Below are 22,271 nucleotides of genomic sequence, written 5' to 3' on the forward strand. Positions count from 1 at the left end.
CGGGTTGACCAAACGCAAGAAAGGCAAAGCTGTCATGGCTCTTTATGAACATGTATTCCTTGCCCGGCAGGATATTTCCGCTCAGCAGGTCGACGCCCTCGTAGAACAGTACAAGGGTGTGATCGAAGCTAACGGCGGTAAGGTCGGGCGCGTCGAAAACTGGGGCCTCAAGTCCCTCACGTACCGCATCAAGAAGAACCGCAAGGCACATTACGTCCTCGTGGACATCGATGCACCGGCAGCTGCGATCCAGGAAATGGAACGTCAGATGCGCATCAGCGAAGACGTCCTGCGCTACATGACGATCGCTGTTGAAAAGCACGAAGAAGGCCCGTCTGCCATGATGCAGAAGCGCGACCGCGACGACCGCGGCCCGCGTGAAGGTGGCGACCGTGGCCCGCGCCGCGAGTTCGGTGACCGTCCGCCGCGCCGTGACGGCGACTTCCAGCGTGGCCCGCGTCCTGATCGCGCTCCCCGCGAAGACCGTGCATAAGGAGATATAAGAATGTCTGAAGCTTCCTCCGCTCCGGTCCGCCGCCCGTTCCATCGCCGCCGCAAGACCTGCCCGTTCTCGGGCGCTAATGCTCCGCGCATCGACTACAAGGACGTCCGTCTCCTGCAGCGCTACATTTCCGAGCGCGGCAAGATCGTTCCGTCCCGTATCACGGCTGTTTCGCAGAAGAAGCAGCGCGAACTCGCTCAGGCGATCAAGCGCGCCCGCTTCCTCGGCCTGCTGCCGTACGTCGTCGCCTAATCGGCTGACGAGACCAAATCGAGGGAAGGCAGCAATGCCTTCCCTTCTCCCTTTCGCGATGGGCGCGGATCGGAACTCTTAAAACCCATGTTGAGGCCTTTCTGAAACTGATTCAGAAAACGCCCTCTAACTGCTTGATGAAGCAGGACAGCGACCGTGAACAAACTGGACTTTAAAACGCTTTTGACCGGCGCCCTTGCCGGCATTACCGCCGCACTGCTGGTGCTCGGCGCGAGCGTTCAATTGTCGTTCAGCGCCGTCCTTTACGCGGCTTCCGCGCTTCCCATTCTTCTCGTCGGCCTCGGCTGGGGCAATGCTGCGGCCATCTCCGCCGTCGTGACTGCCGCCGTGCTCGGCGCCATCGCCATCTCGCCGACCTTCGCGCTGATGATGACGCTGGTGACGCTGCTGCCGGCCGGCTGGCTCAGCCACCTCGCCAATCTGGCGCGCCCCGCTTCCGAGCTCGGCGGTCCCGATCATCTGATGGCCTGGTATCCGCTGTCCGACATCCTGCTGCATCTCTGCGCACTCGTGACGCTCGCCGTCATCGTCACCGGCTTCATGATCGGCTACGGCCCGGATCTCGTCAGCCAGATGGTCGATGCGCTGTTCACGTCCTTTGCCCAGCAGCAGCCGGAAGTGAGCCTCGATCCGGCTGCGACGGCGCAGACCAAGTCGCTGCTGCTGCTGATGCTGCCAGCCATCCAGGGCGCCATGTGGGTGGTGCTCTTGTTTGCTGCCTATTACATCGCGACCCGCATCGTGAACGCTTCGGGCCGGGCGCTGCGTCCGCGCGAAGACATTCCGTCCGCGCTTCGGATGAATCGCAACTCGATTTTCGTCTTCCTCGCCGGTCTGGCTGCCACCTTCTTCGGCGGCGTTCCGGCGATGATCGGAGCAACCGTCGTCGGCACGTTCGGCGCCGGCTTCCTGCTTTCCGGCTTCGCCTCGCTGCATTTCCGCACGCGCGGCAAGGACTGGCGCCTGCCGGCGCTGATCCTTCTCTACCTGGCATCGCTCATCCTGATGCTGCCAGCCTTTTTCATCCTGGTCGTCGGCCTGTCCGATACGCGCAAAGCGATCGCACTGACCCCCAACAAGGATGCCGATGCCCCCAAACAAACAGATTCGAACATCTAAGAAAGGAACTCTAACATGGACGTCATTCTCCTCGAACGTATCTCCAAGCTCGGCCAGATGGGCGAAACCGTAAAGGTTCGCGACGGCTTTGCTCGTAACTACCTCCTGCCGCTCGGCAAGGCTCTGCGCGCCAACGAAGCCAACAAGAAGCGCTTCGAAGCCGAGCGTGCAACGCTCGAAGCCCGTAACCTCGAGCGCAAGTCGGAAGCCCAGAAGGTTGCCGACGTTCTCGACGGCAAGTCCTTCATCGTCGTCCGTTCGGCTGGCGAAACCGGCCAGATGTACGGCTCGGTTGCTGCTCGCGACGTCGTCGACATCCTCGGCGCAGAAGGCTTCAACATCGGCCGCAACCAGGTTCACCTGAACACGCCGATCAAGGCAATCGGCCTGCACAAGGTTGAAATCCAGCTGCATTCGGAAGTCGAAATCCACGTTGAGCTCAACGTTGCCCGTTCGGCTGAAGAAGCTGAGCGCCAGGCCAAGGGCGAGACCCTGACCTCGGTTGACGCGATCTACGGCGTTGACGAAGACGCTCTGCGTCCGGAAGACTTCTTCGATCCGGAAGCTGACGGCCTCGACGAAGACGAAGCATAAGCTTCTCTCCGATACAGCATACGGAAAGCCCGGCCTCGTGCCGGGCTTTTTCGTTTCAGGGGCCTACTGGTTCTCGGCAACACTCTTCAGAGGTGCTGCGCTCTTATCGATCCGCACCACGACCGAGAGGCCGGGCGACAGGTCCTTGGCCAGATCCTGCCCGGGATCGATGCTGATGCGCACGCCGACGCGCTGGGCGACCTTGGTGAAATTGCCGGTGGCGTTATCGGGCTTGATGACGGCGAATTCCGAGCCGGCGGCCGGCGAGAAGCGTTCGACGCGGCCAGTCAGCCGGTGATGGCCGAGCGCATCGACCGAGACCGAGACCGGCTGGCCGACCTGCATCCCATCGAGCTGGGTTTCCTTGAAATTGGCGATCACCCAGACGTCCTCGGGAACCACCGCCATCATCTGCGTGCCCAATGTGACGTATTGACCGATCCGCACGCCGATCTCTCCGAGATGGCCGTCGCGGGGTGCCACGACCGAGGTGTTCTGCAGGTCGATTTCGGCGAGCTGGACCGCCGCCTCGGCACCGGCGACATTGGCTTCCAGAGAGGCACGATTGACGATGATCGTCGCCAGGCTTTGCTTGGAGACTTCGAGGGCGGCCTGCGCCTGATTGAGCGCCGCCTTCGCCTGCTCGAGCGTCGCCTGGGCGGCTTCGGATTCGCTGGCCGAAGCGATGCCGCGGTTGCTCAGATTATCGACGCGATCCCAGGCAAGCTGGGCGCGCTTCAGCGCCGCCGTGGCGCTGTCGATCTGCGCCTGGCTGGAGGTGATGCTGGCTTGCGCCGAGAGCTCCTGCTGATGCGAATTGGCAAGCGAGGCTTTCTGGCCGTCGAGGGCGGCGCGCGACTGCGCCAGCTTCTGGGCATAGATGCGGTCATCGATCTTGGCGAGCACCTGCCCCTGCTTCACATGCTCGTAATCCTTGACCGGGACATCGACGACATAGCCGCTGACCTGCGGGCTCATCAGCGTCACATAGCCGCGGACATAGGCATTGTCGGTCGTTTCCACCGAGGTGACGAAAGGCGGCAGGCGCCAGGCATAGAGCACCAGCAGGATGCCGGCGGCACCGGCGATCAGCACGATCAGAGAGGTGGGCGAGCGGAGGGATTTGAACATGCGAGTGGGGCCTCTGGCTCAGGATTGCGCAAGGACGGCCTCCGGCCCGTTCTGCCAGGGCCGGCGCTTCCATGCGAGATGGAGAAGAAGGACGACGAGACCTGCCAGGCAGGACAGGAAGATGACGTAGAAGGCGTCGTTATAGGCCAGCACATAGGCCTCCCGCGTCACCTGCTGGCCGAGCAGCGAGAGACCCTCGGCATTCAGCAGCGTCTTGTCGGTGATGACCTTGCCGTAGGCCGCCGAAAGCTGCGAGACGCGCTGGGCGACGATCGGGTCCGTCAGCAGGATATGCTCGACGAGGACGTTGGAATGAAACTTCTCGCGGATGACGACGAAAGTGCCGAGCACCGACGAGGCAAAGAGCGAGCCGATCGACTGGGTGAACAGGAAGATCACCAGGAAGTTGACGATATAGGGCATGCCCTTGGCGAGAACGGCCGCGAAGCCCTTGGACATGACGGGCGGCAGGAACATCGCCGCACCGGCCGCGACCATCGCCTGGCTTAAATACATTTCCGGCGGCCGCGTCAGGCTGGTGGACTGGCTGTCGATATAGGCGCCCGCCGCGATCAGGATCAGCGCCAGTACATGCGCGGTCTCCACATAGCGCGTCATCATCAAATAGGCGCAGAACAGGCCACCCGCGAGCGACGAGAGCAGGATGATCGCATAGAGATGGATCGTCTGGTCGTTGAGCAGGCCGAGCTGCTGGTAGAAATTCGCAGCCGTCGTCGACTGCTCCGAGGAGACGAAGCGGAACAACAGCAGGAGACCGGCCATGCGCATGTTCGCGCCCGAGAAGACGAAGCGCAGGTCGAGCATCGGATTGGCGCGCGGCAGCTCGATCAGGAACATCAGCGTCAGCGCGCCGATCGAGACGGCAAGCACGATGCCGAGCCAGGATACTTCGAACCACCAGTAGAGCCGCCCGAGCGTCAGGACGACGGCCAGGCAGCCGAAGCTGATGGCGAGCAGCAGGTAGCTCAGGATATCGAGCCGCTGGATGACCTTGGCGCGCGGTGGCGCCGTGAGCGGCAGCAGATAGATGACCGGCAGGGCAATCAGCGCCAGCCCCATCTCGAAAGTGTAGAGCGCGCTGTAGCCGCCGAGATCCAGCAGCGACGGCGAGATGATGCGGGCGATCGGCGCTGCAAACAGCGTGTTCATCAGCGCGAGGCTGAGGCCCACCGAGAGCTTCTTCTCCGGCGGGAAGGCTTCCAGCATGTAGAGGAAGCCGAGCGTCGAGAGTGGGGCGGCGGCCATGCCGCTCAAGGCGCGCACGACGATCGCCGAATGCAGATCGGTGATCAGCAGGTTCATCATCGAGGCGAAGAGGAAGCAGATGATGCTGAACTCGGCAAAGCGGCGCAGGCCATATTGCGTGCGGATCTTGAAGAGCGCGATGGCAAGGCTGGCATAGGGCGCCATATAGGCGGCGGACAGCCACGACACCTTGATCGTGGTCGCCGAGAACGAGCCCTGCAGCTGGTAGATATTGGCGGTGATCAGGTTCATCCCCAACCCTTGGGTCAGGAAGAACAAGACCGAGGAGGCCATGTAGAGCGGCACCTTCCAGCGCGCCAGCGGCACCGGCAAGGGCGGCGCTGCGGGCGGCGGCGTGACGGCCTCTTCCTCGCCCTTGCGGGCGGCTACAGCATTGTCGTTTGCTGTCTCGGCGAGGCTCATTCACGCGTCCTCATTGTCCGCGAACGGCCGCCAGGTTCGCCTGCATTGCGCGGATAACATTCAAGGTAGTCCTGAGATCGCTTTCGGGAATACCGGCGATGATCTGGCCGCGCACTTCCTCCGCGAGCCCCTCGACTTCTGCGGCGACCACCCTGCCCGCATCGGTCATGTAGATCTCCTTGGCGCGGCGGTCGGAGCCGGCGACACGGCGCTCGACATAGCCCTGCCCTTCCATCGCATCGAGGATGCGCACGAGCGTCGGGGTTTCGAGCTCGAGGCGGTCTGCGAGCTCGCGTTGGTTGATGCCGTCCTTCTTGTTGAGATTGAAGAACACCCGGGCGCGCGGCAGCGTCATGTTGCGTTCCCTGACCCTGGCATCGAAAGTCGCTCTCAGCTTGCGGGTGAAGGCAGCAATGTCTTCGATCAATTCGCGGCCGAGCAGCTTATTCGCCATAGATTCCAGTCCAGTTAGTTAGTGTGCTAATTATATTATTACTATCTAAAGCAGATTTGGCATTTTTTCAAGTACTAACTCGGATGGCTTACGGGTAAAATAGCCATCAGTAAAAATGCAGGCTGAGTCGCAGCCGGGCCCGTGTCCCCAAGGTGACACGATAGCATTTTTTGTCCACAGGCTTTGAAGCGCTGTGGACAAGTCGAACAACGTGCAAAGCGCAGTGGATTTTGAAGACCGGCAGGCGCTGTTGCCGCCATGCACTTGCATTTGCAGGTGGCAGTCTTCAAATCCGGGATAGAAACGACAGAACGGATGACGATGAACGACGCCGCGCGAAAGATTGCCGCCGTTGCTCCTGCCGAGCAGCATTACCGCGAAGCACCCAACAATATCGAAGCGGAGCAGGCGCTTCTGGGTGCTATCCTGATGAACAACGACGCCTATTACCGGGTGTCCGACTTCCTCAAGCCGATCCATCTCTATGAGCCGCTGCACCGGAAGATCTTCGAGGTCGCCGGCGATATCATCCGCATGGGCAAGATCGCCAATCCGGTGACGATCAAGACCTTCCTGAAGGCCGACGAGAAGGTCGGCGACATGACGGTCTCCGAATATCTCGCCCGCCTCGCCCGTGAGGCCGTCACCATCATCAATGCCGAGGACTATGGCCGCGCGATCTACGATCTGGCGCTGCGCCGCGCGCTGATCACCATCGGCGAGGACGTCGTCAACATCGCCTATGACGCACCGCTCGACATGCCGCCGCAGGCGCAGATCGAAGACACCGAGCGCCGCCTGTTCGAGCTCGCCGAAAACGGCCGCTACGACGGCGGCTTCCAGTCGTTCAACGACGCCGTGGCGCTGGCGATCGACATGGCTGCCGTCGCCAAGGAGCGTGATGGCGGTCTCTCCGGCATCTCCACCGGCATCCATTCGCTCGACGGCAAGATGGGCGGTCTGCAGCGCTCCGACTTGATCGTGCTCGCCGGACGTCCGGGTATGGGCAAGACCTCGCTCGCCACCAACATCGCCTATAACATCGCCGCCGCCTATGAAGGCGAAGTGCAGGCGGACGGAAGCTTCAAGGCGAAGCAGGGCGGCGTCGTCGGATTCTACTCGCTCGAAATGTCGTCCGAACAGCTCGCCACCCGTATCATCTCCGAGCAGACGGAAGTCTCTTCCTCGAAGATCCGCCGCGGCGACATCAACGATGCCGATTTCGAAAAGCTGGTCGCCTGCTCGATGATGATGCAGAAGGTGCCGCTTTATATCGACCAGACCGGTGGTATCTCGATCGCCCAGCTTTCGGCTCGCGCCCGCCGCCTGAAGCGCCAGCGCGGCCTCGATTGCCTCGTGGTGGACTATATCCAGCTGATGACCGGCGCCGGTAAGGGCGACAACCGCGTTCAGGAAATCACCCAGATCACCACCGGCCTCAAGGCGCTCGGCAAGGAACTCAACGTTCCCATCATCGCCCTTTCGCAGCTGTCGCGTCAGGTCGAAAGCCGCGACGACAAACGCCCGCAGCTCTCCGACCTTCGTGAATCGGGCTCGATCGAGCAGGACGCCGACGTCGTGCTCTTCGTGTTCCGCGAGGAATATTACGTCAAGAACCTCGAGCCCCGCGATCCCGCCGATCCGAAATACGCGGAATGGGAAGCACTGTTCGAAAAGGTCAAGGGCACCGCCGACGTCATCATCGCCAAGCAGCGCCACGGACCGACCGGCACCGTCAAGCTCGCCTTCCAGTCGGAGTTCACCCGCTTCGCCGACCTCGCCGAGCCGTCGTTCACGCAGTACGAAGAACACTGAGCAGCGTGGCTGCAATCTGACACCGAGCCCTCATGTTGGCATTATCGCCAACATGAGGCTTTCTTATCGACGCCGTAGCGTAGTCGCCTCGCACGACCGTCACCTCTCCGATCCCCCTAATCTACCCACACGGCCACGGCCAGCGCTGCAAGGTTTTCGCCGACAGCTTGTAGTCCCGCGCAGACTATCCAAGATCGAAGACTATGCCGTTGGCGTTTAGCCAGTGAACTAACCAGCTACCCGCGAAATAGATTATAAACGGCGCTCCAGTTGCGCCAAAAATGAATGCCGGCTTGCGGATGTGCGAGGGGTCGTCTTCCTCCCATATTGCTCTGGCCGCGATATAATTTGCCTCAAACTTGGTATTTTTCTTCGGCGCGACCACGCCACTCAAAAAGAACAACGGAATAGAAGTCGCAAACATAAGTGCGCAACTTGTGGCTTGGAACGGCGAGAAAAAGACGGTCGAACCGTGTTCGTTGTGTTTTAAATACAAGTTCAAAGCGAGGTCGGGAGATCGCGGGGCGAGATCGACCCATCGTGATTGCAAGAATAGCAAGCAGATAAAAGACGCGATTCCGTAGCCTGCCAGGCTGCCACTGATGACATTTCTGATCTTGTTGGCGATCATTTCGCAACTCGAGGATTAACTCTGGAGTAAATACAACTAAAGACTTTCCGGCCGCCCATGCAATCGGTCTTTGCTGGCGTAGTAAACTTCCTCCTACTGAGAAGCATTCCCTGATGACAGCAATGTTCGCCGCCGTCACAATCATGCCCGCAACTCTCCGGAAGCCAGGGTATCCGCTGTAGCCGCGATGTGAACGCCACTTCGATGAGCGGGAAGAGTCCTACTAACTCACGACAGTCAACAAACTGAGCCATGATTTTTTGAGAAATGCAGAGAATACACGAGGACACCGTGCCGCTCATCGAATGGGATCTTGTGTTGCCTGACAAGAATGACATTGCTGCAATGCAGCGACGGGGTTCCCCTCACAGGTCATGAGCTTTAGACTGGCCGGAGACTCCTCTCCGGCCCTTATTCTTGATGTGTGCGATGACCGATATTTCCGACAGCTTCGAAGACGACCCTTTTGAATCCGCCGGCCTGCGGCTGACGGTGGATCTTTCCGCCCTCGCCCAGAACTGGCAGGACATGGCGCGGCGTTCTGGAAAGGCGCGCGCCTCGGCCGTCGTCAAGGCGGATGCCTATGGCATGGGGATCGAGGATTCCGGCGAGGCGCTCTATATGGCGGGCGCACGCGACTTCTTCGTCGCGACCGTCGACGAGGGCGTGACGCTGCGCCTCTATGCGCCCGATGCGCGGATCTTCGTGCTGTCGGGCATCTGGCCCGGAACCGAGCGGCGCTTCTTCGAGAATGATCTGGTGCCGGTCATTTCGTCCGAAGAGCAGCTCGCCTTCTGGATGGCGGTGCTTTCCGACTATGGCGATTATCCCTGCGCGCTGCATGTCGATACCGGCTTCAACAGGCTCGGTCTTCACATCGACGAGGCGCTGGCACTCGCCGACGACGTCTCGCGGCCGGCGAGCTTTGCGCCTGTTCTCGTGATGAGCCATCTCGCCTGCGGCGACGATCAGCTGTCGCCGATGAACAAGCAGCAACTTGAATCATTCCGCAGGGTTACCGCCGCCTATGAAGGTATCGAATCAAGCCTTGCGGCCTCCGCCGGTGTGTTTCTCGGCGAAAATTATCATTTCGACCTGACGCGCCCGGGCATCGCCATCTATGGCGCCGAGGCCGTCCACGGCATAAAGAACCCGATGCGCCCTGTCGCCACCGCCGAAGCCCGGGTGATCCAGGTCAAGACGGTGCGCGCCGGTGAATCCGTCAGCTACGGGCGGGCGCTGAAGCTGACCCGCGACAGCCGACTGGCGATCGTTGCCGCCGGTTATGCCGATGGCTACATGCGCAGCCAGTCCAGCGGCGGGGTGCCGCTGCGCAATGCGCTGCCGCAGGGCGGTCAGGGCTTCTTCGAGGGATATCACGTTCCGGTCGCCGGCCGTATCACCATGGACCTGACGATCTTCGACGTCACTGATCTGCCCGAAAACCTGATCCGCGCCGGCGATTACATCGAGCTCTTCGGCAAGAATATCCTCGTCGACGATGCGGCACGCGCCGCAGGCACGATCGGCTACGAGATGCTGACGAGCATCGGGCTGCGTCACGAGCGGAAATACGTGGTCGACGAGGAATAGTCCTCAGCGCGTCGTCAGCGCCAGGCGAACCCCGAGTGCGACGAGCAGCGCGCCGAGACCGCGATCGAGCCACAGGCCGATCTTGCGATTGCCCTTGACGAGCGCGGCCAGCTTGCCGCCCGCCAGGATCAGCGGCGGCTCGATGAAGACGGCAACGGCGATGATCAGCAGGCCGTGGACGGCGAGCTGCAACCAGACCGGCCCCGCGCCTTCGACGACGAATTGCGGCAGGAAGGCCAAAAAGAAGATCGCCACCTTCGGATTGAGCAGCGACACCAGCACGCCCTGCCGGTAGATGCGCTGCCAGCTCATGGTCTCCGCCGCAGCCTCGACGAAACCGCCCTCACCGCCCGACCGCAGCGCCTGGATGCCGAGCCAGACGAGATAGGCGGCACCCGCCCACTTCACCGCCGAGAAGGCGAAGGCAGAGGCGGCCAGCACTGCGGAGAGGCCGAAGGCGGCGAAGAGCACATGCAGGCAGGCGCCCGTCCACACGCCGAAGACCGCGGAAAAGCCGGCGCGCGTGCCGCTCTTGATCGTATGGCCGAGAATGAACGCCATATCCGGACCCGGCGACAGGTTGAGGAGCACGGCGGCGGTCAGGAAGGTGATCCAGTGGGCAAGCGAATAATCGAGCATGGGCAATGTTCCTATGAATATACAACGCAGCCTGCCACTGCGGCTGATGATAGGAAAATCATTAGTTTTGATTGATGCGCCCAGACGCAATGGACGGGCGGCCACTCTTGGCGAGCGGCCACCCCAATTCGGTTACTCTTCGTCGGAGCCGCCGTCTCCGTCGTCACCGTCGCCGTCATCAGCGCTATCGTCGCTGTCGTCGGCTTCATCGGCGCTGGTCTCTTCGTCCGTCGCCGATTCCTCCTGCGTCATCGCTTCCTCGACGGTGGTCTCTTCGCTCTCGTAGGACGACTCGATGGTCTCCGTTTCCTCGGACACATATTCCGAGTAGGAGAACGAGGCGTCGGACGTATCGCTTTCCCACGTCGCCACTTCGGTCACCGAGACGGCTTCGCTATAGGATTCCATCGTGATGACGGCCGCAACGGCCACAGGCGTACCGTCCCGCTGAAGGGAAAGCGCAATATCCGAATGACCGGCCTTCAGGTCGCGTCTAACCGCGACATCGACGTCGACAGGTTTATGAACCTTATGGCCATGAACCTCGGAGAGAACGTCGCCCGGCTTGATCCCTTGCTTGTCGGCAACACCACCCGGCTTGACGGAAAGAACCAGCACACCATGCTCTCCCTTGGCGAGCTTGAACTTCTTGGCGACGGCCTTGTTGACCGGCAGCAGAAGCGCATCCAGAGCCTTGGAAATGGAAGGTGCCGGCATTCCGTCTGCAGGGGGCGTTGCAGCGGCTGCGGGATATATTGCGAGCGGCGAAGCGATGTTCGCGGCAATCACCAGCGCGCGAACAGCAAGGTAGGTATTTCTCAAGTCAATCTCCACCGTAGATGCGAGCCGGCCGATGCCGTCTCCGCGTGTCATAAATGGCCCTCTCTCATTAAGAATTTGCCAATAGATCAGCAGATCATGAAACTAAAGTCGCATGCGCGTGTGCTGCTTGCGCCGTGTGCCTATCCCCTGTTGCGTCGGAGCAAGAACGGACCGACATATGGATGAAAGAGCGAATCATCCGCGACCGGATGATGCCGCCAACTCCAGCATCGAAAGTCCAACCTGATGGCGAAGGCCAGAACTCAATTCACCTGCCAGAACTGCGGCACGGTCCATAACCGCTGGGCCGGGAAGTGCGAAGGCTGCGGCGAGTGGAACACCATCGTCGAGGAAGATCCGATGGGCGGCATCGGCGGCGGACCGGCCAAGACGCCGAAGAAGGGACGTCCCGTTGCCCTGACCGCGCTCTCGGGCGAGATCGAGGAAGCGCCGCGCATCCATACCGGCATTTCCGAGCTCGACCGGGCGCTCGGCGGCGGCTTCGTGCGCGGGTCGGCCGTGCTCGTCGGCGGCGATCCCGGCATCGGCAAGTCGACGCTGCTTATGCAGGCCGCCGCCGCGCTCTCGCGCCGCGGCCACAAGATCATCTATGTCTCGGGTGAAGAGGCCGTTGCTCAGGTGCGCCTGCGCGCGCAACGGCTGAGTGCGGCCGATACCGACGTGATGCTGGCCGCCGAAACCAATGTCGAGGACATCCTCGCGACGCTTGCCGAGGGAAAACGCCCCGATCTCGTCATCATCGATTCCATCCAGACGCTGTGGAGCGATCTGGCGGAATCGGCGCCGGGCACCGTCACCCAGGTCAGGACCGGCGTGCAGGCGATGATCCGTTTTGCCAAGCAGACGGGTGCTGCCATGGTGCTCGTCGGCCACGTCACCAAGGACGGCCAGATCGCCGGTCCGCGCGTCGTCGAGCACATGGTCGATGCCGTCCTCTATTTCGAAGGCGACCGCGGCCACCACTATCGCATCCTGCGAACCGTCAAGAACCGCTTCGGTCCGACCGACGAGATCGGCGTCTTCGAAATGTCCGACAAGGGGCTGCGCGAAGTCGCCAACCCTTCCGAGCTGTTCCTCGGCGAGCGCAACGAGAAATCCCCGGGTGCGGCGGTGTTCGCCGGCATGGAGGGCACGCGGCCGATCCTCGTCGAAGTGCAGGCGCTGGTGGCGCCGACTTCGCTCGGCACGCCGCGGCGCGCCATCGTCGGCTGGGACTCGGCACGGCTTTCGATGATCCTTGCCGTGCTCGAAGCCCATTGCGGCGTGAAGCTCGGCCAACACGACGTCTATCTCAACATCGCCGGCGGCTACCGGATCTCCGAGCCGGCAGCCGATCTGGCCGTCGCTTCGGCCCTTGTTTCCTCGCTTGCCGGTATTGCTCTCCCGGCCGATTGCGTCTATTTCGGCGAAGTCAGCCTGTCGGGGGCCGTCCGACCGGTTGCGCACACCGCCCAGCGCCTCAAAGAAGCCGAGAAGCTGGGATTTTCTGCAGCGCTGCTTCCAACAGCGACCGCCGATCTGCCGAAGGGCACCGGGGGACGCTGGAACGAGATAGAGAGCCTGCCGGACCTGGTGGCGCGCATCGCCGGATCGAAGGGTGCGCTACGACGTGTGGAAGACGACGGTTGATCCTTTCATTGCCGTAAACGGTAGTGATATAGGATGCACACGAATGAGGCGCGGCCCGCTTGCGGAAACGCAGCAGCCCTGGAGTTGAATTTATATGCCCATTACGATTTTCGACGGTATTGTCATCGGCGTCGTGCTCTTCTCCGCCGTATTGGCGATGGTCCGCGGCTTTTCCCGTGAGGTCCTGTCGATCGCAAGCTGGGGCGGTTCTGCTGCCGCAGCCTACTACCTCTACCACTACCTGGTGCCCTACGCGAAGAAGTACACCGACGACGACCGCATCGCGATCGTCGGCTCGGCCGCCGTCGTCTTCCTGATCGCGCTGATCGTCATCTCCTTCATCACCATGAAGATCGCCGATTTCATCATCGACAGCCGCATCGGCGCGCTCGACCGCACGCTCGGCTTCCTGTTCGGCGCCGCACGCGGCATTCTTCTGCTGGTCGTGGCCGTCGCCTTCTGGAACTGGCTGGTCGATGCCGATCACCGTCCGGCATGGGTCAACAACGCCAAATCCAAGCCGTTCCTCGACTCGATGGTCGTGAAACTGCAGTCGGTCCTGCCGGAAGAGTTCGCCCAAATGATACGCACCAGCGTGATGGACAAAATTCAGCCGCAGGGCGAGAATACGGGCAATGCCAATGCGCCGGCAGCAGACCAGGCGCCGGCAGACGATGCAGCACCGGCCGCCCCTGCAGGCGGCGCGCAACCGCAGTCGAATTGACACAGTGTTCAACAGCTTGACCTGCACGATGGCAATTGCCATTTGAGCGGGACGTACAGTAAAGGTCCGGCCGGGCATCCGCTCTGCCGGGCCTCAGCCGTTTAAAACGCATGATGACGGCGTCATGCTATGGAAAGCCGATCCATTCTTGTGAGAGCAAAGGCCCGCATCGATGAACCAGTCCTATTCCCTGACGCTCAATGACGAACTCGATGGGGATACGCTCCATGAAGAGTGCGGCGTCTTTGGTATTCTCGGCCATGACGATGCGGCAACGCTGACGGCGCTCGGGCTTCACGCCCTGCAGCACCGCGGCCAGGAAGCCGCCGGTATCGTCTCCTTCGACGGATCGCGGTTCCATTCCGAGCGCCATATGGGCCTGGTCGGCGACCACTATACCAACCCGACGACGCTGGCCCGCCTGCCCGGCAATATCTCGATCGGTCACAACCGCTATTCGACGACGGGCGAAGTGGCGCTGCGCAACGTTCAGCCGCTGTTTGCCGAACTCGAAGTCGGCGGCATCGCCATCGCCCACAACGGCAACTTCACCAACGGCCTGACCCTTCGCCGCCAGCTGATCGCCGGTGGCGCCATCTGTCAGTCGACGTCGGACACGGAAGTCGTCCTCCACCTGATCGCCCGCTCGCGCTACGCCTCGACCGCCGACCGCTTCATCGACGCCATCCGCCAGATGGAAGGCGGCTACTCGATGGTCGCGATCACCCGCACCAAGCTGATCGCCGCCCGCGACCCCACCGGCATCCGTCCGCTGGTTATGGGTGAACTCGACGGCAAGCCGATCTTCGCATCCGAAACCTGCGCGCTCGACATCATCGGCGCCAAGTTCATCCGCGACGTCGAGAATGGCGAAGTCATCATCTGCGAAATCCAGTCCGACGGCTCGATCACCATCGACGCGCGCAAGGCCGGCAATGGCCAGTCGGAACGCCTCTGCCTGTTCGAATATGTCTATTTCGCCCGTCCTGATTCCGTCGTCGGCGGCCGCAGCGTCTACGTTGCCCGCAAGAACATGGGCATCAACCTTGCCAAGGAAGCGCCCGTCGAAGCCGACGTCGTCGTTCCTGTTCCCGATGGCGGCACGCCGGCTGCGCTCGGCTACGCGCAGGAAAGCGGCATCCCGTTCGAATACGGCATCATCCGTAACCATTATGTCGGCCGTACCTTCATCGAGCCGACGCAGCAGATCCGTGCCTTCGGCGTGAAGCTCAAGCATTCGGCCAACCGGGCGATGATCGAAGGCAAGCGCGTCGTGCTGGTCGACGATTCCGTCGTGCGCGGCACCACATCGCTGAAGATCGTGCAGATGATCCGCGATGCCGGCGCCAAGGAAGTGCACCTGCGCGTCGCCAGCCCGATGATCTACTATCCTGATTTCTACGGCATCGACACGCCTGATCGCGAAAAGCTGCTCGCCAACCAGTACGAAAGCCTGGAAGCGATGTGCAAATATATCGGCGCGGATTCGCTGGAATTTTTGTCGATCAACGGCCTCTACCGCGCCGTCGGCGGCGAAGACCGCAACGACGCCCGCCCGCAGTTCACCGACCACTATTTCACCGGCGACTACCCGACCCGCCTCCTCGACAAGGACGGCGAGAAAATGGGCCGCAAGGTCTCGCTGCTGGCGACGAACGGGTAAGGCTTGCCCTTTGGGGCATTAGCCGGGACGTTATCACCCGGAGTCCCCTCACCCTACCCTCTCCCCCAAGGGAGAGGGGATGTTGGCGTAAGCGGGTACCGCAGTCATGCCTTCTCCCCTCGGGGAGAAGGTGCCCGAAGGGCGGATGAGGGGGCCGCAGATGCAGGCCTCTCCCTCTTTCAACACGAAAGACTCTCCTGCGCGCAAAGACTTGCGCGCGCTGGATCCCTGTGACAAGCACAGGGATGAGGGAGGCGAGGTTGGCGGCTCGCCAAAAGCGACCATTCAATCGTTCCCACAAAGAACTCAAAGACCAGCCCCGCGCGGCATCAGGACGGCAGTATGAACATCAATCTTGAAGGCAAGATCGCGCTCGTGACCGGCGCTTCCCGCGGCATCGGCTATTTCACCGCGCTCGAACTCGCAAAGGCCGGCGCGCACGTCATCGCCTGCGCCCGCACCGTCGGCGGTCTCGAAGACCTCGACGACGCGATCAAGGCGGTCGGCGGCAGCGCCACGCTGGTTCCCTTCGATCTCGCCGACATGGAAGCCATCGACCGTCTCGGCGGCTCGATCTTCGAACGCTGGGGCAAGCTCGACATTCTCGTCGCCAATGCCGGCGTGCTCGGCGTCATCTCGCCGATCGGCCATGTCGAGGCGAAGACCTTCGAGAAGGTGATGAACATCAATGTCAACGCCACCTGGCGGTTGATCCGCTCGGTCGATCCGCTCCTGACCCGCGCCGAAGCCGGCCGCGCCGTCATCCTCTCGTCGGCTGCCGCGCACAAGTGTCGTCCGTTCTGGGGTCCCTACTCCGCCTCCAAGGCCGCCGTCGAAGCGCTCGCCCGCACCTGGGCCGGTGAAAGCCAGTCGACGCCGCTGCGCATCACCAGCGTCGATCCGGGCGCCACCCGCACCGCAATGCGCGCCCAGGCCGTTCCCGGCGAAGACCCGGCATCGCTACCGCATCCCTCCGAAGTCGCCAAGGCGATCCTCCCCCTCCTCGGCCCCGGCGTCACCGAAACCGGCAAGCTCTTCATCGTGCGCGAAAACAAGCTGGTGGATTACCACCTGCCGGCGTGAACTAGCTTCCCTTGATGGCTCCTCGAATTGTGCTACATATGTAGCACTCTCGGGAGCGCAACAATGTCCATCACCACCAAGATCAGACGCCAGGGCGGAGCTGCGATCGTCACGCTGCCGCCTGCCGTTCTGAAAATGATGCAGGTCGAGGTCGGCGATCAGCTTTCGCTCGATGTCGCCAATGGCGAATTGATCGGCCGGGCGACACGCCCTGCAAAGAAGCGGTACTCGCTCAGCGAATTGCTGGAGGGAGCCGACGAAATTCGCGCGCTCAACGCTGAAGTCGCCGATGCGCAGGATGGCGATCCGGTGGGCCGCGAAATCTGATGATGGTCCGCAGCAACGTTCCGAAGCGCGGCGACGTCTATTGGATCGATCCGCACCCTGTCGCCGGGCGCGAGATGAAGAACCGGCACCGTTTCGTCGTCATCACGCCGCGCGAAATCAATGCTCTCGGCGTGAGCATGACCGTGCCGATCACCAACGGCGGCGCCTTCACCCGTGATGTCGGCCTGGCCGTTGCGATTTCCGGGCATGACACGACGGGCGTTGCCGTCTGCAATCAGGTCCGCAGCTTCGACATTGCCGCGCGCATCCAGCAGAAGACCGCCCAATATATCGAAACGCTCGACGAGGCGACGATGAGCGAAATCGTCGCGCGCGTGGTCAGCGCCATCGATCCGGCGCCGGAAGGCTAGCTCACCGGCCGCACGAAATACGGCTCGAGCGCGCTTCCCGGGCAGAGCGCGTTGAGATCGACCGCACCCTTGATCCCCTCCACCTTGCCGTCGTCGGCGAATTGCCAGAGCGACCAATTCTGGCAGTCCGGCTGCTGACCGATGTTGCGGATCCACAGGAGATGCGGCGGGAAGCGGGTTTCGTTGCCCTTGAAATACTGCTCGAAGAAGCTCTCGTTCATGTAGAAGACCGGCTCGCCGGGATAGCGGCCGTTCAGCCGGGCATAGAAGGCTGCGATTTCGGCGCTGAGTTCGTCCAGCGTCGGCACCTTGCCGCAATTGCCGGTGAATTCGAGGTCGAGCGCCAGAGGCAGGGCGTCGGCTTCGGCGGGGATGGTGGCGATGACGTTATCGGCCTGCTCGGCGCCGGGGCGGCAGAAGGTGAAGAAGTGATAGGCGCCGCGGACGATCCCGGCCTGCTTTGCTGCCTGCCAGTTCTCGGCGAATTTCCGGTCGCGGTGATCACCGCCCTCGGTCGCCTTCATGATGGCGAAGCGGATGTTCGGTTGATCCTTCAGGCCCCCCCAATCGATGTCGCCCTGGTGATGGCTGATGTCTATGCCCTGGATCGGATAATCTGCGAGGGATGGCGGAGAGAACGGCGTCATGGCGCGATCGTATGCCAGATAGGCGCCGCAGGCGACAGCCGTCAGGATGATCGCGGTGATGAACAGGAGGAAGACGCGGCGCACGGGGTTATCTCATCTGTTTCGGCTGTGGTGATAGCATGGAAATACCGTAACTTTGACGCCCGGCCCTTCGCTTTCGCTTCGGGCGTTCGGCCCTGCAATCGATTCGCTGGATCGATTGCTGCGGCTTTGCCGCATCGGGCCTCACCCCCACTTGACCGATGGCCGTTCCCGCGCCATAAAACGCGCCATGAAAACGGTTATCTGCATTAACTGCCGGAAGATTATTCGCTAGCGCGCTCGCTGGCCTGGCCGTTTTCGTCTCCCAAATACGCAAAGATGAGAAACGCCCCGGCCCGCCGGTGGCAGTATTTTTCGGATCATTGCATTGGGAGAACAGGACATGGCCGGCCCGGCTGAACTCAAGCTTTACAACACGCTGACGCGCGAAAAGACGGCCTTCGAACCGATCGATCGCGACAATGTCCGCATGTATGTCTGCGGCCCGACCGTTTACGATTTCGCCCATATCGGCAATGCCCGCCCGGTCATCGTCTTCGACGTGCTGTTCCGGCTGCTTCGCCATGTCTATGGCGCAGACAAGGTCACCTATGCGCGCAACATCACCGACGTCGATGACAAGATCAACGCCCGGGCGCTTCGCGACTATCCCGGGCTGCCGCTGAACGAGGCGATCCGCCGCGTCACCGAGAAGACCGAGACGCAGTTTCTCGACGACGCCAAGTCGCTCGGCTGCCTGGAGCCGACGCACCAGCCGCGGGCGACCGAGAACATTGCCGGGATGATCGAGATCATCGAAAAGCTGCTCGATAACCGCCATGCCTATCAGGCCGAAGGCGAAGTGCTGTTCGACACGCGCTCGATGGCCGATTACGGCCAGCTCTCGAAGCGCAACCTCGACGAACAGCAGGCGGGCGCGCGCATCGCCGTCGATGCCCACAAGAAGAATCCTGGCGATTTCGTGCTCTGGAAGCTGTCTTCCGAGAGCGAACCCGGCTGGGAGAGCCCCTGGGGCCGCGGCCGTCCGGGCTGGCATATCGAGTGCTCGGCGATGAGCCAGCGCTATGTCGGCGAGGTCTTCGACATTCACGGCGGCGGGCTGGACCTGATCTTCCCGCACCACGAAAACGAGATCGCCCAGTCGCGCTGCGCTCACGGCACGGAGGTGATGGCGAATGTCTGGATGCATAACGGCTTCCTGCAGGTCGAAGGCCGCAAGATGTCGAAGTCCGAAGGCAATTTCGTCACCATCTACGAGTTGCTGCACACGGAGAAATTCGGCGGCCGGAAGTGGCCGGGCGAAGTGTTGCGCGTGGCGATGCTGATGACGCATTACCGCGAGCCGATCGATTTCTCGATCAAGCGGCTGGAAGAAGCCGAGCGCCTGCTCGCCAAGTGGCCGGCAGCCGATGCCGGCGATGCGGCACCGGACGCCGCGGTGCTTGCGGCACTGGCAGACGACCTCAACACGGTCGCCGCGGTGCAGGCGCTGCATGCGCTGGCGCAGTCCGGTGATGCTGCGGTGTTTGCGGCGAGTGCTGCGCTGCTCGGTGTGCTGCCGGAGAAGACGGAGGTCGATGAAGCCGTCGCGATCGAGATCGACCGTCGTGTTGCGGCGCGGCTTGAATTGCTGAAGGCGAAGAACTTTGCCGAGGCGGACAAGCTGCGTGATGAGCTGTTGGCGGAAGGCGTGCAGCTGAAGGACGGCAAGGATGCGGCGACCGGAGAACGCGTGACGACCTGGGAGTTGAAGCGGTGAGCCTACGGGTCTTGACCAAGTCCCCTCCCCAACCCCTCCCCACAAGGGGGAGGGGCTCAGCGGCCGCCTTGCCTGCTTTGGACCTTGCAGTTTGCGCCGACGCGTCGACAGTGTCGGCAAGCGGTGCCACGGGTAAGCCCTCCCCCTTGTGGGGAGGGTTGGGAGGGGTCTTTCTCCAAGACCCGGGATCACGGAGGAAGGTCCAATGACTGTTTACACCGGCGGATGCCAGTGCGGTGCCGTTCGCTTCCGGGTGGAGGGCGAGCTGACGCATTCGTCGATCTGTCATTGCCGGATGTGCCAGAAGGCGTCTGGAGGGTACTACGCGCCGCTGGTGTCCGTCCGCGGTGCGGAACTCGCGTGGACGCGCGGCGAGCGCAAGCGTTTCAAGTCCTCGAACTTCGCCTTCCGCGGCTTCTGTGGCGATTGCGGTACGCCGCTGACCTATGAGGCGCCGGATGGGCTGGCGATTGCCGCTGGCGCCTTCGACGATCCCGCGGCGCTGCCGCCGACGATCCAGTATGGCATCGAGGCGAAGCTGCCCTTTACCGACCGGCTGCATACGCTGCCGGGCATCCGAACCGAGGATGATGTCGAGGCGGCCGAGTTCATCAACGACATCGTCTCCTACCAGCACCCCGATCACGACACCGCGGCCTGGCCGCCGGAGGAGAAGGCGTGAGCGCAAGCGCGGATAGAAGCGGCGGTTGCCAATGCGGCGCGGTGCGTTACCGGGCCTCGGGCGAGCTCGGCTATCCGCATCTCTGCCATTGCCGCATGTGCCAGAAGGCGGCAGGCAATTATTTCCTGCCGCTTGCCGGTGTCTTGCGCGCTGATTTTACGCTGACGCGCGGCGAGCCGAAATGGTTCAGCTCTTCAGATCTCGTGCGACGCGGCTTCTGCGCCGAATGCGGCACGCCGCTCTTTTACGATATCCCGGAAGCCGATTTCATCAATATCACGCTCGGCTCGCTAGACGATCCGCAGTCCGTCGAGCCGGTGGCGCAGTCGAACATGGGCACCCGCATGCGCTGGTTCGATGATCTCGACGCCCTGCCCGTCGAGCCGGAACCCGAAAGCAGCGAGCGCGAAGACACGATCGCATCGAGCAACCACCAGCATCCCGATCACGATACCATTCAGTGGCCCCATGGAGCAGCAAGATGAGTGAACCCATTCGAACAGGCGGCTGCCAGTGCGGCGCGATCCGCTTCCGCATCTCGGGAAAGATCGGCCGCCCGTCGATCTGCCATTGCCGGATGTGCCAGAAGCAGTTCGGCGGCTTCTTCTCGGCGCTGGTGACGGCCCCAGAGGACGGCATGGAATGGACGCGCGGCGAGCTCAGCTATTTCCAGTCGTCGATCAATATCGACCGCGGCTTCTGCAGCAATTGCGGCACGCCGATGACCTACCGGCATCCCGGCGGACTGGAGCTGGCGATCGGCACCTTCGACGAGCGCAGCGACCTGCAGCCGCAGATCCAGGTGAACCATGAGGCGCGCCTGCCCTGGGTCGAGAAGATCTTCGACGCCCCTGTGCATACCGACCCGGATTTCTATTCGCGCCAGGAAGCGATCATCTCCTTCCAGCATCCCGATCACGATACCGAAACATGGCCCGCGAAAGGCTTCAAGGCATGACCGAAGTGTTGCGTACGCTCTATCCCGAAATCGAGGCCTATGCCTCCGGCCATCTCGATGTCGGCGACGGCCACAAGATCTATTGGGAGCGCTCGGGCACGCCGGGCGCCAAGCCGGCCGTCTTCCTGCATGGCGGCCCGGGCGGCGGTTTCTCGCCCGTTCATCGCCGGCTCTTCGATCCCAGGCTCTATGACGTCATGCTGTTCGACCAGCGCGGCTGCGGAAAGTCCACGCCGCATGCCAATCTCGAGGCCAACACGACTTGGGATCTGGTGGCTGACATCGAGCGGCTGCGCGAAATGGCGGGCGTCGAGAAATGGCAGGTCTTCGGCGGCTCCTGGGGCTCGACACTGGCGCTCGCCTATGCCGAGAAGCACCCGGAACGGGTCTCCGAACTCATCGTGCGCGGCATCTACACGCTGACCAAGGCCGAGCTCGACTGGTACTATCAGTTCGGCGTCTCCGAGATGTTCCCGGAAAAATGGGAGCGTTTCACCGCGCCGATCCCGCCCGAGGAGCGCCACGAGATGATGCACGCCTATAACCGCCGCCTCACCGGCTCCGACCGGGCGGTGGCGCTTGAAGCCGCACACGCCTGGAGCATCTGGGAAGGCGAGACAATCACGCTCTTGCCGGAGAAATCCACCAGCGGCAAGTTCGAGGAAGCCGAGTTTGCCTATGCATTCGCCCGCATCGAGAACCACTTCTTCGTCAATGCCGGCTGGATGGACGAGGGACAGCTGCTGCGCGACGCGCACAAGCTGAAGGACATCCCCGGCGTCATCGTCCACGGCCGCTACGACATGCCCTGCCCCGCCAAATACGCCTGGCAGCTGCACAAGGCCTGGCCGAAGGCGGAGTTTCATCTGATCGAGGGCGCGGGCCATGCGTTTTCGGAGCCGGGGATTCTGGATCAACTGATCCGGGCGACGGACAAGTTTGCGGGGAAATAGGCTGGCCCAGTGGGTGCCGGCCCCCCTCTGCCCTGCCGGGCATCTCCCCCACAGGTGGGGAGATCCGCTGGGCGCAGCCGCTCGCTCCAACCTGAATTGTTTCGGGAGATGCGAGCCGCAAGTTGATCTCCCCCCTTGTGGGGGAGATGC

The 22,271-nt window shown here is 62.2% G+C and carries 24 protein-coding genes; 17 read left to right on the forward strand and 7 right to left on the reverse strand.

The window, feature by feature from the left end; all coding sequences use genetic code 11:
• Positions 1-34: 34 nt before the first annotated feature.
• The 4 genes from rpsF to rplI all read left to right on the forward strand — a co-directional run bounded on the left by rpsF (position 35) and on the right by rplI (position 2,488).
• Positions 35-493 carry a 30S ribosomal protein S6 gene (rpsF, locus tag F2982_RS02885; RefSeq protein ID WP_112719533.1) on the forward strand — a complete coding sequence of 153 codons (459 nt, stop codon included), beginning with the start codon at positions 35-37 and terminating at the stop codon, positions 491-493.
• A 12-nt stretch (positions 494-505) separates the two neighbouring features.
• Positions 506-754: a 30S ribosomal protein S18 gene (gene rpsR / locus F2982_RS02890; protein ID WP_004680498.1), complete on the forward strand. Its 249-nt coding sequence runs from the start codon at positions 506-508 to the stop codon at positions 752-754.
• 156 nt (positions 755-910) lie between these two features.
• Complete coding sequence (locus tag F2982_RS02895; RefSeq protein WP_112719534.1) at positions 911-1,894, forward strand: DUF2232 domain-containing protein; 984 nt, start codon at positions 911-913, stop codon at positions 1,892-1,894.
• Positions 1,895-1,909: 15 nt separating this feature from the next.
• A complete protein-coding gene (gene rplI / locus F2982_RS02900; RefSeq protein ID WP_112719535.1) occupies positions 1,910-2,488 on the forward strand; it encodes a 50S ribosomal protein L9 in 579 nt (192 codons plus the stop codon).
• A gap of 63 nt (positions 2,489-2,551) precedes the next feature.
• Here the strand turns inward: rplI and F2982_RS02905 are convergent, their stop codons facing one another.
• The 3 genes from F2982_RS02905 to F2982_RS02915 are packed head-to-tail and all read right to left on the reverse strand — an operon-like array spanning position 2,552 to position 5,762.
• Positions 2,552-3,619, reverse strand: coding sequence for an HlyD family secretion protein (locus F2982_RS02905; protein ID WP_203429174.1), 1,068 nt, complete (start codon positions 3,617-3,619; stop codon positions 2,552-2,554).
• A gap of 18 nt (positions 3,620-3,637) precedes the next feature.
• On the reverse strand, positions 3,638-5,308 hold the full coding sequence (locus F2982_RS02910; RefSeq protein ID WP_203429175.1) for an MFS transporter: 1,671 nt from the start codon (positions 5,306-5,308) through the stop codon (positions 3,638-3,640).
• Between the two features lie 10 nt (positions 5,309-5,318).
• Entirely contained in the window at positions 5,319-5,762 is a 444-nt protein-coding gene (locus F2982_RS02915) for a MarR family transcriptional regulator (RefSeq protein ID WP_112719538.1), read from the reverse strand.
• 321 nt (positions 5,763-6,083) lie between these two features.
• On the opposite strand from F2982_RS02915, the gene F2982_RS02920 reads away from it, so the two are divergent.
• Positions 6,084-7,577, forward strand: coding sequence for a replicative DNA helicase (locus F2982_RS02920; protein WP_112719675.1), 1,494 nt, complete (start codon positions 6,084-6,086; stop codon positions 7,575-7,577).
• A 184-nt stretch (positions 7,578-7,761) separates the two neighbouring features.
• Here F2982_RS02920 and F2982_RS02925 read toward each other — a convergent pair whose 3' ends face one another.
• Positions 7,762-8,208 (reverse strand): hypothetical protein, encoded by a 447-nt coding sequence (locus F2982_RS02925; RefSeq protein WP_203429176.1) that lies wholly within the window; start codon positions 8,206-8,208, stop codon positions 7,762-7,764.
• Positions 8,209-8,628: 420 nt separating this feature from the next.
• Between F2982_RS02925 and alr the strand changes: the two genes are divergently transcribed.
• On the forward strand, positions 8,629-9,801 hold the full coding sequence (gene alr, locus F2982_RS02930) for an alanine racemase (protein ID WP_203429177.1): 1,173 nt from the start codon (positions 8,629-8,631) through the stop codon (positions 9,799-9,801).
• A gap of 3 nt (positions 9,802-9,804) precedes the next feature.
• Here alr and F2982_RS02935 read toward each other — a convergent pair whose 3' ends face one another.
• Positions 9,805-10,440 carry a LysE family translocator gene (locus F2982_RS02935; protein WP_203429178.1) on the reverse strand — a complete coding sequence of 212 codons (636 nt, stop codon included), beginning with the start codon at positions 10,438-10,440 and terminating at the stop codon, positions 9,805-9,807.
• 132 nt (positions 10,441-10,572) lie between these two features.
• Positions 10,573-11,262 (reverse strand): PDZ domain-containing protein, encoded by a 690-nt coding sequence (locus tag F2982_RS02940; protein ID WP_112719542.1) that lies wholly within the window; start codon positions 11,260-11,262, stop codon positions 10,573-10,575.
• Between the two features lie 246 nt (positions 11,263-11,508).
• Between F2982_RS02940 and radA the strand changes: the two genes are divergently transcribed.
• The 6 genes from radA to F2982_RS02970 all read left to right on the forward strand — a co-directional run bounded on the left by radA (position 11,509) and on the right by F2982_RS02970 (position 17,080).
• Positions 11,509-12,912 carry a DNA repair protein RadA gene (gene radA / locus F2982_RS02945; protein WP_112719543.1) on the forward strand — a complete coding sequence of 468 codons (1,404 nt, stop codon included), beginning with the start codon at positions 11,509-11,511 and terminating at the stop codon, positions 12,910-12,912.
• Between the two features lie 94 nt (positions 12,913-13,006).
• On the forward strand, positions 13,007-13,636 hold the full coding sequence (locus tag F2982_RS02950) for a CvpA family protein (RefSeq protein WP_112719544.1): 630 nt from the start codon (positions 13,007-13,009) through the stop codon (positions 13,634-13,636).
• Between the two features lie 172 nt (positions 13,637-13,808).
• Complete coding sequence (purF, locus tag F2982_RS02955; RefSeq protein ID WP_203429179.1) at positions 13,809-15,299, forward strand: amidophosphoribosyltransferase; 1,491 nt, start codon at positions 13,809-13,811, stop codon at positions 15,297-15,299.
• Positions 15,300-15,641: 342 nt separating this feature from the next.
• Positions 15,642-16,382 carry an SDR family NAD(P)-dependent oxidoreductase gene (locus F2982_RS02960; RefSeq protein WP_112719546.1) on the forward strand — a complete coding sequence of 247 codons (741 nt, stop codon included), beginning with the start codon at positions 15,642-15,644 and terminating at the stop codon, positions 16,380-16,382.
• 63 nt (positions 16,383-16,445) lie between these two features.
• Positions 16,446-16,709 carry a PbsX family transcriptional regulator gene (locus F2982_RS02965; RefSeq protein ID WP_112719547.1) on the forward strand — a complete coding sequence of 88 codons (264 nt, stop codon included), beginning with the start codon at positions 16,446-16,448 and terminating at the stop codon, positions 16,707-16,709.
• The gene (locus tag F2982_RS02970; protein ID WP_246777500.1) at positions 16,709-17,080 is read left to right on the forward strand and encodes a type II toxin-antitoxin system PemK/MazF family toxin; all 372 of its coding nucleotides are present in this window, start codon (positions 16,709-16,711) and stop codon (positions 17,078-17,080) included. The genes F2982_RS02965 and F2982_RS02970 overlap by 1 nt, the downstream gene beginning before the upstream one ends.
• Here the strand turns inward: F2982_RS02970 and F2982_RS02975 are convergent.
• Entirely contained in the window at positions 17,077-17,727 is a 651-nt protein-coding gene (locus F2982_RS02975; protein ID WP_203430002.1) for a GH25 family lysozyme, read from the reverse strand. The two genes, F2982_RS02970 and F2982_RS02975, sit on opposite strands and share 4 nt — an antisense overlap.
• A gap of 424 nt (positions 17,728-18,151) precedes the next feature.
• On the opposite strand from F2982_RS02975, the gene cysS reads away from it, so the two are divergent.
• The 5 genes from cysS to pip all read left to right on the forward strand — a co-directional run bounded on the left by cysS (position 18,152) and on the right by pip (position 22,121).
• Positions 18,152-19,528: a cysteine--tRNA ligase gene (gene cysS, locus F2982_RS02980; RefSeq protein ID WP_203429180.1), complete on the forward strand. Its 1,377-nt coding sequence runs from the start codon at positions 18,152-18,154 to the stop codon at positions 19,526-19,528.
• 205 nt (positions 19,529-19,733) lie between these two features.
• Entirely contained in the window at positions 19,734-20,210 is a 477-nt protein-coding gene (locus F2982_RS02985; protein WP_203429181.1) for a GFA family protein, read from the forward strand.
• Entirely contained in the window at positions 20,207-20,695 is a 489-nt protein-coding gene (locus F2982_RS02990) for a GFA family protein (protein ID WP_203429182.1), read from the forward strand. Before F2982_RS02985 ends, F2982_RS02990 begins: the two co-directional genes overlap by 4 nt.
• Positions 20,692-21,168 carry a GFA family protein gene (locus F2982_RS02995; protein WP_203429183.1) on the forward strand — a complete coding sequence of 159 codons (477 nt, stop codon included), beginning with the start codon at positions 20,692-20,694 and terminating at the stop codon, positions 21,166-21,168. Before F2982_RS02990 ends, F2982_RS02995 begins: the two co-directional genes overlap by 4 nt.
• Positions 21,165-22,121, forward strand: a complete 957-nt coding sequence (gene pip / locus F2982_RS03000) for a prolyl aminopeptidase (RefSeq protein ID WP_203429184.1) — start codon at positions 21,165-21,167, stop codon at positions 22,119-22,121. The genes F2982_RS02995 and pip overlap by 4 nt, the downstream gene beginning before the upstream one ends.
• The last annotated feature ends 150 nt before the right edge of the window (positions 22,122-22,271 follow it).

The organism is Rhizobium sp. BG4 (assembly GCF_016864575.1).
Classification (GTDB): Bacteria; Pseudomonadota; Alphaproteobacteria; order Rhizobiales; family Rhizobiaceae; genus Rhizobium.